12 protein-coding genes are annotated in these 15,668 nt (G+C 70.2%); all 12 read right to left on the bottom strand.

What is annotated here, in order from left to right; all coding sequences use genetic code 11:
* Positions 1 to 85 precede the first annotated feature (85 nt).
* Complete coding sequence (locus tag LXN01_RS04015; RefSeq protein ID WP_236863285.1) at positions 86 to 1,534, bottom strand: glutamate synthase subunit beta; 1,449 nt, start codon at positions 1,532 to 1,534, stop codon at positions 86 to 88.
* The gene (gltB, locus tag LXN01_RS04010; RefSeq protein ID WP_425547684.1) at positions 1,527 to 6,170 is read right to left on the bottom strand and encodes a glutamate synthase large subunit; all 4,644 of its coding nucleotides are present in this window, start codon (positions 6,168 to 6,170) and stop codon (positions 1,527 to 1,529) included. The genes LXN01_RS04015 and gltB overlap by 8 nt, the downstream gene beginning before the upstream one ends.
* Positions 6,171 to 6,469: 299 nt before the next feature.
* Positions 6,470 to 7,687, bottom strand: a complete 1,218-nt coding sequence (gene lgt, locus LXN01_RS04005; protein WP_236863284.1) for a prolipoprotein diacylglyceryl transferase — start codon at positions 7,685 to 7,687, stop codon at positions 6,470 to 6,472.
* Positions 7,680 to 8,462, bottom strand: a complete 783-nt coding sequence (trpA, locus tag LXN01_RS04000; protein WP_236863283.1) for a tryptophan synthase subunit alpha — start codon at positions 8,460 to 8,462, stop codon at positions 7,680 to 7,682. Before trpA ends, lgt begins: the two co-directional genes overlap by 8 nt.
* A complete protein-coding gene (trpB, locus tag LXN01_RS03995; protein WP_236863282.1) occupies positions 8,462 to 9,697 on the bottom strand; it encodes a tryptophan synthase subunit beta in 1,236 nt (411 codons plus the stop codon). The genes trpA and trpB overlap by 1 nt, the downstream gene beginning before the upstream one ends.
* A 27-nt stretch (positions 9,698 to 9,724) precedes the next feature.
* Positions 9,725 to 10,516: an indole-3-glycerol phosphate synthase TrpC gene (gene trpC / locus LXN01_RS03990; RefSeq protein WP_236863281.1), complete on the bottom strand. Its 792-nt coding sequence runs from the start codon at positions 10,514 to 10,516 to the stop codon at positions 9,725 to 9,727.
* A complete protein-coding gene (locus LXN01_RS03985; RefSeq protein ID WP_236863280.1) occupies positions 10,513 to 10,794 on the bottom strand; it encodes an HGxxPAAW family protein in 282 nt (93 codons plus the stop codon). Before LXN01_RS03985 ends, trpC begins: the two co-directional genes overlap by 4 nt.
* Before the next feature lie 105 nt (positions 10,795 to 10,899).
* The gene (locus LXN01_RS03980; RefSeq protein ID WP_236863279.1) at positions 10,900 to 11,403 is read right to left on the bottom strand and encodes a Trp biosynthesis-associated membrane protein; all 504 of its coding nucleotides are present in this window, start codon (positions 11,401 to 11,403) and stop codon (positions 10,900 to 10,902) included.
* 69 nt (positions 11,404 to 11,472) lie between these two features.
* Entirely contained in the window at positions 11,473 to 12,990 is a 1,518-nt protein-coding gene (locus tag LXN01_RS03975; RefSeq protein WP_236863278.1) for an anthranilate synthase component I, read from the bottom strand.
* Positions 12,968 to 13,318, bottom strand: a complete 351-nt coding sequence (hisI, locus tag LXN01_RS03970; protein WP_236863277.1) for a phosphoribosyl-AMP cyclohydrolase — start codon at positions 13,316 to 13,318, stop codon at positions 12,968 to 12,970. Before hisI ends, LXN01_RS03975 begins: the two co-directional genes overlap by 23 nt.
* Complete coding sequence (hisF, locus tag LXN01_RS03965; protein ID WP_236863276.1) at positions 13,318 to 14,091, bottom strand: imidazole glycerol phosphate synthase subunit HisF; 774 nt, start codon at positions 14,089 to 14,091, stop codon at positions 13,318 to 13,320. Before hisF ends, hisI begins: the two co-directional genes overlap by 1 nt.
* Positions 14,092 to 14,163: 72 nt before the next feature.
* Complete coding sequence (locus LXN01_RS03960; protein WP_236863275.1) at positions 14,164 to 15,666, bottom strand: carboxyl transferase domain-containing protein; 1,503 nt, start codon at positions 15,664 to 15,666, stop codon at positions 14,164 to 14,166.
* Positions 15,667 to 15,668 lie beyond the last annotated feature (2 nt).

Genomic DNA, 15,668 nt, shown 5'->3' with positions numbered 1-15,668 from the left:
TAGTCACTGCGGGTGCCCGGTTCCCCTTCGAGTGCGAGAATTCAGGCACCCGCAAGCTCCCGCTCACTCTGCGGTGCGTTCCGGCTCACACGCTCAGCGCGACATCACTGGCCTTCACCGGGCTCGGCAGGAGCGTGGAGCCGGTGAGATCGGCGTCGATCCGGGCAGCCGCGGCCCTGCCCTCGGCGATCGCCCAGACGATGAGCGACTGCCCGCGCCCGGCGTCGCCTGCGACGTAGACGCCGGGCAGGTCCGTGGAGTAGTCGCTGCGCCGTTCCAGGCGGCCCCGGCTGAAGCCGAGGCCCCAGTCCTCCAGCCCGGCGGCGTGCGGACCGGTGAAGCCGAGTGCGATGAGCACCAGGTCGGCCGGCATCTCCCGCTCGGTGCCCGGCAGCGGCACGCGCGTTCCGTCGACGAATCCGGTGTCCGCCACCTTCAGCGCCCGGACGCGGCCGGAGTCGTCCCCGACGAATTCCACCGTCGAGGCGAGGAATGCCCGCTCTCCGCCCTCCTCATGGCTGGTCGACACCTCGAAGATGCGCGGCACCGTCGGCCAGGGTCCGTCGGCGGGACGGTCGACCGGAGGCCGCTTCCCGATCGCAAGCGTCGTCACCGAGGCGGCATTCTGCCGCAGCGCCGTGCCGAGGCAGTCGGAGCCGGTGTCGCCGCCGCCGATGATGACGACGTGCCTGCCGGCGGCGTCGATGGGTTCGACATCATCGCCGGCCTGCTGCCGGTTCACGGCCACCAGGTAGTCCATCGCGAACTCCACACCCTCGAACTCTCGGCCGGGTATCGGCAGGTCCCGAGGCGCCTCGGCCCCGGTGCAGACGATCACGGCATCGAAGCGCTCCCGCAGCTCCGCCCAGCCGATGTCGACGCCCACCTCGACGCCGGTGCGGAACCGGGTGCCCTCGGTGCGCATCTGCGCCAGGCGGCGATCGATGTGGTGCTTCTCGAGCTTGAAGTCGGGGATGCCGTAGCGGAGCAGACCGCCGATCCTGTCCTCCCGCTCGTAGACCACTGTCGTGTGCCCGGCCCGGGTGAGCTGCTGGGCAGCGGCCAGGCCCGCGGGCCCGGACCCGACGACCGCCACCGTTCTGCCCGAGATCCGCTCCGGCACGAAGGGCTGCACCAGGCCCTCGTCGAAGGCCCGGTCGATGATCGTGACCTCGATGTTCTTGATGGTCACGGCCGGCTGGCTGATACCGAGCACGCAGGCGCTCTCGCAGGGCGCCGGGCACACCCGCCCGGTGAACTCGGGGAAGTTGTTGGTGCTGTGCAGCAGCTCGACGGCGCGCTCGAGCTCGTCGCGCCACATCGCGTCGTTCCACTCCGGGATGTAGTTGCCCAGCGGGCATCCCTGGTGGCAGAACGGGATGCCGCAGTCCATGCAGCGTCCCGCCTGCTTGATGAACGCGTCCTTGTCCATCCGGGTGCCGATCTCGCGGTAGTCGAGGAGACGGACGGGGACGGGGCGCTTGGGCGGCAGCTCCCGCTGCCGGACCTTGAGGAATCCGCGCGGATCAGCCATGGGTAGCCTCCAGAATCCTGGTCCAGGCCTCGTCGCCGTCCGGATCGATCCCGGAATCGCTGCACAGTGCCTGGATCTCGAGCACCGCGGCATAGTCCGCGGGCGTGAGCTTGGTGAATCGGGCGAGCACGTCGGTGCCGTGCCTGAGCCCGGTGATGAGTTCGGCCGCCAGCGGCGAGCCCGTGTGCTCGACATGGGCCGACAGCAGATCGTGGAGCTCGGCGAAGTCGGCGGGAGTCAGAGTGCCGAGCACGAAACGACCGGCTTGCAGCTCGGCCTGGTTCACGCGCGTCGCGTCGAAGTCGAGGAGATGGGCGGTGCCGCCCGACATGCCGGCGGCGAAGTTCCGGCCGACCGGTCCGAGGATCACCGCCACTCCCCCGGTCATGTACTCCAGTCCGTGGTCGCCGATCCCCTCGACGACCGCGCGTGCTCCGGAGTTGCGGACCAGGAACCGCTCGCCCACCTGGCCGGAGATGAAGAGCTCCCCGCCGGTGGCACCGTAACCGATCACATTGCCGGCGATGACGTTGTCCTCCGGGCGGCCCCCGACTCCGTCGGCGGTCCGGACCGAGATGCGCCCCCCGGACAGCCCCTTGCCCACGTAGTCGTTGGCGTCACCGCGCAGGTGGATGCTGACGCCGGCGGGCAGGAACGCTCCGAGCGACTGTCCGGCGGTGCCGGTGAGCTGCACCCGGATGGTGTCGACGGGCAGCTCCTCGGCGCCGAAGGTCTTGGTCACAGTGTGGCCGAGCAGCGTGCCGACGCTGCGATCGACGTTCGTGACGGCCGCTTCGACGGTGACCGGAGTGCGCTCCTCGAGCGCGGATCGCGCCCTGGTGATGAGTCGCTGGTCGAAGTGCTGCTCGATCCCGTGCTGCTGGTGGGTGGTTCGCTTCCGGACCTGGGCGGTGGAACCGTCGGCGAGCCGGGGAACGGCCAGGATCGGGCTGACGTCCAGGCCCTGCGCCTTCCAGTGGCCCACGGCCTTGCGGGTGTCGATGCGCTCGACCTGCCCGATCGCCTCGTCCAGGCTGCGGAAGCCGAGCTCGGCCAGGTGCTCCCGCACCTCCTGGGCGATGAATTCGAAGAAGTTGACGACGAACTCCGGCTTCCCGGTGAACCGCCGGCGCAGCTCCGGGTTCTGCGTCGCGACGCCGACCGGGCATGTGTCCTTGTGGCACACCCGCATCATCACGCAGCCGGAGACCACCAGCGGGGCGGTGGCGAAGCCGAACTCCTCGGCGCCCAGGAGCGCGGCGATCACGACATCGCGGCCGGTCTTGAGCTGCCCGTCGACCTGCACGCTGATCCGCTCGCGCAGATTGTTGAGCAGCAGGGTCTGCTGGGTCTCGGCCAGTCCCAGCTCCCACGGTGCGCCTGCGTGCTTGAGCGAGTTGAGCGGGCTGGCGCCCGTTCCGCCGTCGTGTCCGGACACCAGCACCACGTCGGCGCTGGCCTTCGCCGCCCCCGAGGCGACCGTCCCGATGCCCATCCCGGCCACGAGCTTGACGTGAACGCGGGCGTCCGGGTTCGCGCGCTTGAGATCGTGGATCAGCTGGGCGAGGTCCTCGATCGAGTAGATGTCGTGGTGCGGCGGCGGGGAGATCAGACCGACGCCGGGCGTCGAGTGCCGGGTCCTGGCCACCCACGGGTAGACCTTCGAGGGCGGCAGCTGACCGCCCTCGCCGGGCTTGGCTCCCTGGGCCATCTTGATCTGGATGTCATCAGCCTGCGTGAGGTACAGGCTGGTGACGCCGAAGCGGCCGCTGGCGACCTGCTTGATCGCCGACCTGCGCTCGGGGTCGAGCAGCCGGTCGACGTCCTCACCGCCCTCGCCGGTGTTGGATTTCGCGCCCAGCCGGTTCATCGCGATCGCCAGCGTCTCGTGCGCCTCCTGCGACAGCGAGCCGTAGCTCATCGCGCCCGTGGAGAAGCGCTTGACGATCGCACTGACCGGCTCGACCTCGGCCAGCGGCACCGGACCGCTCGGCAGCGGCGTGAGGTCGAACAGCCCGCGCAGCGTCATGAGCTGCTCGGCCTGATCGTCGACGAGCTTCGTGTACTGCCGGAAGATGTCGAAGCGGCGCGTCCGGGTCGAGTGCTGGAGCTTGAACACGGTCTCCGGATTGAACAAGTGCGGCGGTCCTTCGCGCCGCCACTGGTACTCGCCGCCGATCTCGAGTCGGCGGTGCGGCAGCGGCGGATGGTCGGTCGGATAGGCGTTGGCGTGGCGGACGGCCACCTCGGCGGCCACGCCCTCGATGCCGATCCCCTGCAGCCGGGATGCGGTGCCGGTGAAGTACCGGTCGACGAACCCGCGCTCCAGGCCGAGCGCCTCGAAGGTCTGCGCACCGTGATAGGACTGCACGGTCGAGATCCCCATCTTCGACATGATCTTGAGCAGGCCCTTGTTCAGCGCGAGCAGCAGGTTCTGCACCGCCTGCTCCTCGCTGGCGCCGGGAATCCGGCCCTCCCGGACCATGAGCTCGGCGGTCTCCATCGCGAGATAGGGGTTGACCGCCGAGGCGCCGTAGGCCACCAGCGTCGCGACGTGATGCACCTCGCGGACGTCGCCGGCCTCGACCAGGATCGACACCCGGGTGCGGGTCTTCTCCCGGATCAGGTGGTGGTGCACTGCCGAGGTCAGCAGCAGGGAGGGGATCGGCGCGAGCTCTGCGGTCGAATCGCGGTCGGAGATCACCAGCAGACCGGCTCCGGCGGCGATCGCCTCGTCGGCCTCGGTGCACAGCTGCTCGATCCGGCGGGCCATGCTCACCCCTCCGCCTTCGAGGCGGTAGAGGCCCCGCAGCACATGCGCGGGCCTGCGTCCGGGGGTTCCCAGCCGTCGCCCGGACAGGTTGACGAGCTTGGCCAGGTCGTCATTGTCGATCACCGGGTGCGGCAGCATGATCTGGCGCGCGTGCTCGGGCCCGGCGGCGAGCAGATTGGCCTCGCTGCCGATCCCCGTGCTCAGGCTCGTCACGAGCTGCTCCCGGATCGCGTCCAACGGCGGATTGGTGACCTGGGCGAAGCTCTGTGCGAAGTAGTCGAAGAGCATGCGCGACTGCTGCGAGTAGGCGGCGATCGCGGTGTCGGAGCCCATCGCGCCGATCGGCTCCTGGCCGGTCTGCGCCATCGGTCCGATGATGAACAGCAGGTCCTCGTCGTTGTAGCCGAAGGTCCGCTGGCGCCGGTCGACGGACGACTGCGGGTGCACCACGTGCTCGCGCTCGGGCAGGTCCTCGAAGCGGACCGTCTCCTCCTGCAGCCACTCGAGGTACGGCTGGGCGGTCGCCAGCTCCGCCTTGACCTCGGAGTCGGGCACGATGCGCCCGCCCGCGGTGTCCACGAGGAGCATCCGCCCGGGCTTGAGCCGGCCCCGGCGGATGATCCGCTCTGCCGGCAGGTCGATCACGCCGACCTCACTGGCGAGGACGACCGTGTCGTCGGTCATGACGTAGCGCGCCGGCCGCAGCCCGTTGCGGTCGAGCACCGCACCGGCCAGCGTGCCGTCGGTGAAGGAGACGCAGGCCGGCCCGTCCCACGGTTCCATGAGCAGCGAGTGGTACTCGTAGAAGGCTCGCAGCTGAGGATCCATCTGCGTGTCGTTCTGCCACGCCTCCGGGATCATCATCATCACCGCGTGGGGCAGGGTCCGCCCGCTCATCACGAGCAGCTCGAGCACTTCGTCGAAGGACGCCGAATCCGAGGCGCCCGGCGTGTTGATCGGGAACAGACGGCTGAGATCACGGGTCGATCCGTCGGCCCACGGCGAGGCGAGCTCTCCGGCCGCCAGCCGGCTCTCGCGCGCCCGCATCCAGTTGCGATTGCCGCGCACGGTGTTGATCTCCCCGTTGTGGGCGATCAGCCTGAACGGCTGTGCCAGCGGCCAGGACGGGAACGTGTTCGTCGAGAAGCGGGAGTGGACCAGCGCGATCCGCGAGGCGAAGCGCTCGTCCTGCAGATCGGGATAGAAGGGCTCCAGCTGCGCCGTGGTCAGCATTCCCTTGTAGACGAGCGTCCGGGACGACAGCGACGGGAAGTAGACGCCCGCGTGCTCACTGCGCTTGCGGGTCGCGAAGGCGCGGCGCTCGAGCTCGACCTGCAGCGGTCGGCCGGTCTCGTCGGCCTCCACCGGGATCTGCGAGTCAAGGGCCAGGAACACCTGGCAGAACTGCGGCATCACCGCCCGCGCGGAGCTGCCGACCACATCGGGCACCACCGGGACGCCCCGCCAACCGAGGACGCGCAGCCCCTCCTCGGCGGCGAGCTCGCCGACGATCCGCTGCCCGGCGGCCGGATCAGCCGGGTCGAGGAAAGCGGTGCCGACGGCATAGGCACCGGGCTCCGGCAGGGTGAAGTCCACAACCTCGCGGAAGAAGCGGTCGGGCACCTGAACTGTGATCCCGGCGCCGTCCCCGGTTCCCTCGTCACCGCCGACCGCGCCCCGGTGCTCCATGTTCCGCAGCGCGGTGAGCGCCTGGACCACGATGTCGTGATCGGCCTCGCCCCGGTACCGGACGATCATCGCCAGACCGCATGCATCATGTTCCGATCCGGGGTCGTACAGGGCGTACTCGGCCGGACGCGCGCTGAAAGGCACGTGGTTCATGGACATGCGGGATGGGCTCATGGCACCGTCCTTCGCGTCGAATCGGACAACATTCCTGCGTGCAGACGGCGCTGTCAGCACTGTGAGGGGAAGACGCGGCAGCACCGCGTACACCACACCCCGTGATCCGAGTCACGGATCGCGGGTTTGCAGTGTACACGATGAGGAGTGCGCGAAGGAATCGACAGCAGCGGGGATGCTGCGCGGAGTGCGCATCATCCCCGCGGTCGGGCGGATACCGGGTCGAACTGGTCGGACTGGCTCGGGCTCAGTCCTGGGCGTGCCGCCTCGGACTCAGTCCTGGGCGCGGTGCCTCGGACTCAGTCCCGGGCGCGCCGCCGCTCGGCCCGCGCACGCGGACCGACCTGCGGAACGATCGAGATCGCCGAGGTGACCGCGCCGAAGAAGCCGAAGCTGCGCTTGGTCATGGAGCTGCTCGGCCCCTGGTCATCGCCGCTGTCCTGCCCGTCGCCATTCAGCGCGTCGGAGTCGGGTTCCGCACCTCGCTTCCTCGGAGCTGCGGAGCGGTCTGCGGAGGACCCGGTTGCGGCTGACGAGGCTTCGCCGCCTAACTTGCCGGCGCCGGGATGACCTGCCCCTGAATCACCGGAGCCGGAGTCTTCCGCGGAGCCGGGACCGGAGCCTTCACCGCTGCCGGAAGCCTCGCTCTCGAAGCGCCGATGGCGTTCGGTGTAGATCTCCGGCTCGGGCGTCTTGTGCCGGGATCGGGACACGATGAACAGGACTGCGCCGAGCAGGAAGATCAGGATCGACACCCAGACGTTGAGGCGGACCCCGAAGATGAGCTCGGCGGTGTCGATGCGCAGCGCTTCGATCCACACCCGACCGGCGGTGTAATAGCAGATATAGAGGAAGAACACCTGGCCGTATCCCAGCCGGAACGCCCGGCCCGCCCAGATCAGGAGTGCGAAGCCGATGAAGTTCCAGATCGACTCGTAGAGGAATGTGGGGTGGAACAGGGTGTCGGCAGGCAGCGCGGGATCGGGCCAGTTGGGGTTGGGCGCCCCGCCGATGGTCTTGTCGATCTGCAGTCCCCACGGCAGAGTCGTGGGAGAGCCGAACAGCTCCTGATTGAACCAGTTGCCCCACCGGCCCACCGCCTGCGCGAGGATGAGCCCTGGCGCGGCGGCGTCGAGGAACGCGGTGAAGCGGATCCCGTAATAGCGGCAGACCAGGAAGACGGTGAGCACGCCCAGGGCGACGGCGCCCCAGATCCCCAGCCCGCCGTTCCAGATGTAGAGGGCGGCGACCGGGTTCCCGCCGGGCCCGAAGTACGGATCAGGGGTGGAGAAGATGTGGTAGAGCCGCCCGCCGATGATGCCGGCGGGAATCGCCCAGATCGCGATGTTCCACAGGTCGTCCTCCGACCCGCCCCGTGCCGCCCAGCGCCGGTTGGTCACCCACAGCGCCAGCACGATGCCCAGCAGGATGCACAGGGCGTAGGCGTGGATCGTCACCGGGCCGAGGTCGAATCCCCGCCAGCCGGGCGACGGGATCGCTGCGAGGATGTCAGCCACGATCGCGGACACCCGCCGAGAACTCCGCTACCCGTGCCTCGAGCGCGCTGGGACCTCCGCTGTCGAGCGCGTTGACCAGCGCTGAGCCGACGATCACGCCGTCCGCGTAGGCGCCGACCTCGGAGGCCTGCTCACGGGTGGACACACCCAGCCCGACGCACACGTGCTCCGCTCCGGCCGCGCGGGTGTCGGCGACGAGCTGCTCGGCAGCGTCCCCGACCTGCGTCCGGGTGCCGGTCACGCCCATCGTGGATGCCGCGTAGACGAAGCCGCGCGTGCTCGCCGCGACGTAGGCCAGGCGCTCCGGTGTGGACGACGGGGCGACCAGGAAGATCCGATCGAGTCCGTGGGCGTCGGAGGCCGCGATCCACTCGGCGGCCTCGTCGGGGATCAGATCCGGCGTGACGACGCCGACTCCGCCGACGCCGGCCAGGTCGCGGGCGAAGGCGTCCACCCCATACTGCTCGACGATATTCCAGTAGCTCATCACCACCGGCGTCGCTCCCGCCTCTGCCACCGCCTCGACGGCGGTGAAGATGTCGCGGGTGCGCACGCCACCGGCCAGGGCCTGGACGCCCGCGGCTTGGATCGTCGGACCGTCCATGGTGGGGTCCGAGTACGGCATGCCCACCTCGACGATGTCGGCGCCGCCGGCCACGAGCGCACGCATGGCGTCCACGGACCGGGCCACGTCGGGGAATCCCACGGGCAGATAGCCGATGAAGGCGGAGCGGTTCTCCGCCGCGCAGGAGGACAGGACAGTCGCAGTGCTCATCAGGCCTCCTGGGCGTTCGCGTCGAGGTAGCCGAAATAGGTGCCGGCGGTGGTCACGTCCTTGTCCCCGCGTCCGGACAGGGACACAAGGATGACTGCCTCCGGGCCGAGCTCGCGGCCGAGCTGCAGGGCGCCGGCCAGGGCGTGCGAGCTCTCGATCGCGGGGATGATGCCCTCAGTGCGGCACAGGATCCGGAAGGCTTCCATCGCCTCCGCGTCGGTGACCGCGCGGTACTCGGCGCGCCCGGTGTCGTGCAGCCAGGCGTGCTCGGGACCGACGCCCGGGTAGTCGAGCCCGGCGGAGATCGAGTGGCTCGCCACCGTCTGGCCGTCCTCGTCCTGCAGCATGAGCGAGCGTGCGCCGTGCAGGACTCCGAGCGTGCCCTTGGTCAGGGACGCGGCATGGAGGTTCGAATCAGCGCCGACTCCCCCGGCCTCGCAGCCGACGAGGCGGACCTCGGAGTCCGGGATGAAGGCGTGGAACATGCCGATCGCGTTCGAACCGCCCCCGACGCAGGCGGTGACGACGTCGGGCAGGCGTCCGATCCGCTGCTGGATCTGCTCGCGCGACTCGAGGCCGATAATGCGCTGGAGCTCGCGCACGAGCATCGGGAAGGGGTGCGGCCCGGCGACCGTGCCGAACATGTAGTGGGTCGAGTCGACCGAGGCGACCCAGTCGCGGAAGGCCTCGTTGATCGCGTCCTTGAGGGTACGGGTACCGGCGTCGACGGCGACCACCTCGGCCCCGAGCAGCCGCATCCGGGCGACGTTGAGTGACTGGCGCTCGGTGTCCTCGGCACCCATGTACACGGTGCACTCGAGGCCCATGAGGGCGGCGGCCGTGGCGGTGGCCACCCCGTGCTGTCCGGCGCCGGTCTCTGCGATCACCCGGGTCTTGCCCATGCGCTTGGTCAGCAGGGCCTGGCCGAGGACGTTGTTGATCTTGTGGCTGCCGGTGTGGTTGAGATCCTCGCGCTTGAGGAACACCCGGGCGCCCCCGGCATGCTCGGCGAATCGCGGAGCCTCCGTCAGCAGGCTCGGCCGCCCGGTGTACTCCCGGTGCAGGCGCTGGAGATCCGCGGTGAACTCGGGATCGACCACCGCCTTGCCGAAGGCCTCCTCGATCTCGTCGAGTGCGGCGACCAGCGCTTCCGGGATGAACCGGCCCCCGAAGCGACCGAAATAAGGCCCCTGCGGCAGCTCGGCGGCAGGGGACGAGAAAAGCTCACTGTCCATGGAGTTCCTTCGAGAGTAATGCGGGAATCACGGCTTGGCCGCGCGGCCGGCGGCGACGAATTCGCCCACGGCCTCCTGCGGCCTGCCGCCGGTGACCAGCGCTTCGCCCACGAGCGCCAGATCGGCGCCCTGCCGGGCGTAGTCGGCGACATCCTGGGCGTTGCGGACGCCGGACTCCCCGACCAGCACGGCGTCGTCGGGGCACAGCTCCGACAGCGGGCCGAAGCGGGCGAGGTCGACCGAGAGATCCTTGAGGTTGCGGGTGTTGACGCCGATCAGCTGGGCGCTGATGGCAGCGGCGGCGGCGATCTCCTCCGCAGTGTGCGCCTCGACCAGAGCGGTCATGCCCAGTTCGGTGACCAGTCCGTGGAATTCCGCGAGCTGCCCGGCACTCAGCGACGCCACGATCAGCAGCACGATGTCCGCGCCATGCGCTCGTGCCTCGTGGATCTGGTACTCGGTGACCACGAAGTCCTTGCGCAGGACCGGAATGCTCACAGCCGCGCGGACCGCATCGAGATCTGCGAGGCTGCCGTTGAACCGGCGTCCCTCGGTCAGCACGCTGATCGCCGCGGCACCGCCTGCCTGATAGGCGGCGGCGAGTTCGGCGGGGTCGGGAATGTCCGACAGCGCCCCCTTGGACGGGGACGAGCGCTTGACCTCCGCGATGAGACCGAAGTCGCCGGCGGGGCGGGGCAGCAGCGGAATCGCCGGGGCGGCGTCCGCCGCCCGAGAGCGCATCTCCGCCAGCGGGGTCGACGACTGCCGCGGGGCGAGGTCCTCCAGCACTCCGGCGACGATCTCGTCGAGCACGCTCACTTGCTGCGACCCGAGTCCTTGGGCTTGCCCTTGCCCATCGCACGCAGCACGAGGCCGACGCCCGGCCCGACAATGAGTGCGATCACGATGCCGACCCAGAAGATCATCCAGCTGCCGAAGATGTTGCCGACCGTGGCGACCACGGCGCCGAGCAGCATGATGAACACGGTCATCCAGGCGGCGAGCGTGTTGCCGTGGCCGGGATCCTGCACCGTCTCGTAGTCGATGGCCGACTTGTCGAGGTCGATGGCTCCGTTGCGGGCGACAATCTTGGACATGCTGCTCCTCACTGCGGTCTGTTGTGCTGTCATTGTCTCATGTCCTGCGGGTGCCGGTTCAACCGACTCACCTCGCAGGACCGGATCAGCCGAGGTGACGACCCCTCAGCCGATGTCCTCGCCGCGGGACAGTCGGTCCCACGCCTGCGTCGGGTCGAGGGCGTCGTCGGATTCGCCCTCGTCGGCGGCATCCCTGTCGAAGCGGGACGATGTCGTCCAGGTGCCGGAGGCCACCGCCGTCCACGCGGCCAGCGCGGCCGTGAGCAGGCCGGCGAGCAGGCCGATGAGGGGCCAGTGGCTGCTCTCGCGGTCGGACAGCAGGACCACGATGCCGTTGGCCGCATAGCCGAGCGCCGCCAGCGCCGCGACGACGCTGACGACCCAGCGCCCGCCCCGGCCCAGCAGCGCCAGCAGCAGTGCACACACCGCCACCACCGCAGCACAGGCGACGAGCAGCGGCGAGCCGGCGGGCGCCTCGGCCGCAGTCTCCGCGACACCGGGCACGGTCGCGGTCGGATCCCCGGCGGCGCTCGCCCACGGCTGATTGCCGATGATCCACAGCACCCCCGCCGCCAGCAGCAGCGAGAAGATGAAGCGCGCCTTCGTCATTTTCGGGCCTCCATGAGCTCGGCCTCCGTCGTCACGACTCGCACCCCGTGATCATTGCCGCATCCGCGGTCATCGCTCGACCGCGGGCACCTGCAGGGTATGGGCGGCTGCCGCCGCGCGCAGCACTGCAGCCGCCTTGTTCTGGGTCTCGATGTATTCGGTCTCCGGGACCGAGTCGGCGACGATGCCGGCGCCGGCGGACACGCTGATGGTGCCCGGGCGCATGATGCCGGTGCGGATCGCGATCGCCATGTCGAGGTCTCCGGTGAAGGACAGGTAGCCGACCACTCCACCGTAGACCCCGCGGGCGACCGGCTCCAGCCTGTCGATGATCTGCAGCGCGCGCGGCTTGGGAGCCCCGGACAGGGTCCCGGCGGGGAAGGTCGCCCGCAGCACGTCGATCCCGTCGAATGCCGGGTCGAGATCGCCGGTCACCGTGGACACGATGTGCATGATGTGGCTGTAGCGCTCGATCTCCATGAATTCGACGACGTCGACGCTGCCCGGCCGGCAGATCTTGGCCAGATCGTTGCGCGCGAGGTCGACGAGCATCAGGTGCTCGGACCGCTCCTTCTGGTCGGCCAGCAGCTCCCGGCCGAGCTCCTGGTCCTCCTCCGGGGTGGCGCCGCGCGGACGCGAGCCGGCGATCGGATGGGTGACGACCTCCCCCTGCTTGACGGTGACCAGCGCCTCGGGCGAGGAGCCGACGACGGCCATCGGACGACCGTCGAAGGTCGGGATGTCGAGCAGGTACATGTACGGGCTGGGGTTGGTGGTCCGCAGCATCCGATAGACATCCAGGGGGCTGGCATCGCACGGCGAGTCGAAGCGCTGCCCGAGCACCACCTGGAAGATCTCCCCCTCGACGATCAGCTCCTTGGCAGTCCGCACCGCTTCGAGGTACTCCTCGCGCGGGGTGCGCGCTTTGATCACCGGCTCCGCATGCGACCGCACCGCGACGGTCGACTCCGCGGGAGCGCGCAGATCGGCGATCATCCGATCGAGCCGCGCGAGGCCGTCGTCATAGGCCCCGTCGATGCCGGATTCCAGCCCGTTGACGTTGACGACATTGGCGACCAGGGTCAGCTGCGAGGTGTAGTGGTCGTAGATCGCCACGTCACCGGGGATCGACAGGCTGAGCTCCGGGACGGCGTCCTCCGGCAGGGGCCCGTGCCCGAGGCGCTCGAAGCGCCGCACGACATCCCAGCCCAGGTATCCCACCAGCGACGAGATCATGGGCGGCAGCCCGGGGTGCGGCGCGTCGATCGCCAGCAGGTCGAGGGTCGCCTGGACGGCTGCGAGCGGGTCCCCCGAGGTGGGAAGCCCGGCCGGCGGGGTGCCGAGCCAGGCGACCTCGCCGTCACGTTCCGTGAGGGTGGCCACCGGACTGCGACCGATGAAGGAGTAGCGCGACCATGCGCCTCCGGACGCCGACTCCAGCAGGAACCCCCCGGGGGTGCCCGCGGCCAGGCGGCGGTAGATGCTCAGCGGCGTCTCCGAGTCGGCGAGCACGGTGGTGAAGACCGGCACCAGGCGGCGGCCGGAGCCGAGCGCCCGGAACTCCTCACGGCTGGGGGTGACGGGCATGGATCTCCCTCCCGGTGAAGCAGGTCTCCGTGTTCGTGTGGCAGGCGGGTCCGGTCTGGTCGACCTCGAGCAGCACGGTGTCCCCGTCGCAGTCGAGGGAGACCCGCCGGACGTGCTGGACGTGGCCGGAGGTCTCGCCCTTGACCCAGTACTCGTTGCGCGAGCGGGACCAGTACGTGGCACGACCGGTGTCGAGGGTGCGCCCGAGCGCCTCGGCATTCATCCAGGCGAGCATGAGCACCTCACGGGTGGTGTGCTCCTGGACGACGACCGGCAGCAGGCCGTCGGCATTGGTCCGGAGCCGGTCCGCGACTGCGGGGTCGAGCATCAGCGGACCTCGATCCCCTCGGCACGCAGCGCGTCCTTGACAGCCCCGACGGTGAGCTCGCCGAAGTGGAACACGCTGGCCGCGAGCACGGCGTCGGCACCGGCGCGCACGGCGGGCGCGAAGTGCTCGACCCGGCCGGCACCGCCGGAGGCGATGAGCGGCACCGACACCGCCTTCCGGGCGGCGGCGATGAGCTCGAGGTCGAAGCCCTCCTTCGTGCCGTCGGCGTCCATGCTGTTGAGCAGGATCTCCCCGGCGCCGAGCTCGGCCGCGCGGATGATCCACTCGATCGCATCGATCCCGGTGCCCTCACGGCCGCCGTGGGTGGTGACCTCGAAGCCCGAGGCGGTGGGCGGCCGGCCGGCAGGAACGCGCCGGGCATCGAGGGAGAGCACGAGGACCTGATTGCCGAAGGTGCGGGCGATCTCCGCGATCAGCTCCGGTCGGGCGACCGCGGCGGTGTTGATGCTGACCTTGTCCGCGCCGGCGCGCAGCAGCCGGTCGACGTCGGCCACGGTGCGGATTCCCCCACCGACCGTGAGCGGGATGAACACCTGCTCGGCGCAGGTGCGGACCACCTCGTAGGTGGTCTCCCGGTCGCCGCTGGAGGCGGTGACATCGAGGAAGGTCAGCTCGTCGGCGCCCTCGGCGTCGTAGCGGTGGGCCAGCTCCACCGGATCGCCGGCGTCGCGCAGGCCTTCGAACTTCACGCCCTTGACGACGCGGCCCGCGTCGACATCCAGGCACGGGATGACGCGTACGGCTACTGCCATGTTCTCCTCACAGTCCCGACTCCTGCGGCTCCGCGTGCGGTCACGGCCTCCCGGCCGGGCCGCGTACGGACCTCAGAGTCCGAGGTTCCGGTAGCGCTCGATCCGCTGGTGCCTGCGCCTGTCGGCGGGCTTGCGCATGAGCGTGATGATTTCGTATTCGAGAGTAGCGGACACCCGGGCGACGAATGCCTCCGGCTCCAGCGCGGCGTCGGGCTGCTCGTCGATGATCCGGTCGACGATCCCGTTCGCTGCGAGCTTCTCCGCCTGCACCTCCTGGGCCTGCGCCATCTCCGGGGCGTGGTCGACGTCGCGGTGCACGATCGCCGAGGCGCCCTCCGGCGGCAGCGGCGACAGCCACCCGTTGGCCGCACTCAGCACGCGGTCGGCCGGGATCAGCGCCAGCGCCCCGCCGCCCGAGCCCTCCCCCAGGATCAGTGAAACGGTCGGGGCCTTGAGGGTGATGAGGTCGGCGAGGCTGCGCGCGATCTCCCCGGCCAGGCCACCCTCCTCCGCGGACTTCGACAGTGCCGCGCCGGGGGTGTCAATGACGGTGACCAGCGGGATCCGCAGCTCGTCGGCCAGAGCCATGCCGCGGCGGGCCTCCCGCAGCGCGGCCGGGCCCAGCTCGTGGGTGCGCTGGCGGTAGCGGTCCTGGCCGAGGACGATGCACGGCGCGGTGCCGAAGCGGGCGATCGCCAGCAGCAGTCCGGGGTCCTTCTCCCCCTGCCCGGTGCCGTTGAGCGGCAGCACGTGGGTCGCGCCGTGGCGCAGCAGCTCACGCACACCGGGGCGAGCAGGGTTGCGCGAGGCCTCGATGATGTCCCAGGCCCGCGTGCCGGTGGGCAGCGGGTCCGGTTCGGTGGCCGGATTCGCGACCGGCGCGGGCACCTCACGGGCGCCCATGAGCACGTCGAGCACCTTGCACACCGTCTCCGCGATCCGCTCCGGGCCGATCACGGCGTCGATGATGCCGAGGCGGTGGAGGTTCTCCCCCGTCTGCACCCCGGACGGGAACTCGGTGCCGTAGAGCTGCTCGTACACCCGGGGCCCGAGGAAGCCGATGAGCGCGCCCGGTTCGGCCACGGTGAAGTGGCCGAGCGAGCCCCAGGAGGCGAAGACGCCGCCGGTGGTGGGGTGGCGCAGGTAGACGAGGAACGGCAGCCCGGCCCTGCGGTGGGCCATCACCGCGGCGGTGATCTTGACCATCGAGAGGAACGCGACGGTCCCCTCCTGCATCCGGGTGCCGCCGGAAGCCGGTCCGGCCAGCAGCGGCAGGCCTTCCGCGGTCGCACGCTCGATCGCGTTGACCAGCCGCTCGGCGGCGGCGACGCCGATGGAGCCGGCGAGGAAGCGGAACTCGCAGGCGACGATGGCGACCCGGCGGCCACGCACCAGGCCCTCGCCGGTGATCACCGCCTCGTCGACGCCGGACTTCTCCCGGGCTGCGGCGAGCTCGGCGGCATAGTCCTCGGAGATGCCGCCGGCAGGGGTCACGGGAGCGGTGTCCCAGGAGACGAATGTGCTGTCATCGATGACGAGGTCGATGAGGCCGCGCGAGTCGAGCCGAGAAGCCATGG

It is taken from the genome of Brevibacterium daeguense, assembly GCF_021729135.1.
Classification (GTDB): domain Bacteria; phylum Actinomycetota; class Actinomycetes; order Actinomycetales; family Brevibacteriaceae; genus Brevibacterium; species Brevibacterium daeguense.
Note: the sequence above shows the minus strand (reverse complement) of the source record. Positions and strands in the feature narration are given on the sequence as shown.

Coding starts and splice junctions, on each gene's coding strand:
- LXN01_RS03975 (WP_236863278.1), bottom strand. CDS start 12,990: ATGCCCGTCACCCCCAGCCGTGAGGAGTTCCGGGCGCTCGGCTCCGGC.
- gltB (WP_425547684.1), bottom strand. CDS start 6,170: ATGAGCCCATCCCGCATGTCCATGAACCACGTGCCTTTCAGCGCGCGT.
- hisI (WP_236863277.1), bottom strand. CDS start 13,318: ATGCTCGACCCCGCAGTCGCGGACCGGCTCCGGACCAATGCCGACGGC.
- hisF (WP_236863276.1), bottom strand. CDS start 14,091: ATGGCAGTAGCCGTACGCGTCATCCCGTGCCTGGATGTCGACGCGGGC.
- trpA (WP_236863283.1), bottom strand. CDS start 8,462: ATGAGCACTGCGACTGTCCTGTCCTCCTGCGCGGCGGAGAACCGCTCC.
- LXN01_RS03985 (WP_236863280.1), bottom strand. CDS start 10,794: ATGTCCAAGATTGTCGCCCGCAACGGAGCCATCGACCTCGACAAGTCG.
- LXN01_RS03960 (WP_236863275.1), bottom strand. CDS start 15,666: ATGGCTTCTCGGCTCGACTCGCGCGGCCTCATCGACCTCGTCATCGAT.
- trpB (WP_236863282.1), bottom strand. CDS start 9,697: ATGGACAGTGAGCTTTTCTCGTCCCCTGCCGCCGAGCTGCCGCAGGGG.
- LXN01_RS03980 (WP_236863279.1), bottom strand. CDS start 11,403: ATGACGAAGGCGCGCTTCATCTTCTCGCTGCTGCTGGCGGCGGGGGTG.
- LXN01_RS04015 (WP_236863285.1), bottom strand. CDS start 1,534: ATGGCTGATCCGCGCGGATTCCTCAAGGTCCGGCAGCGGGAGCTGCCG.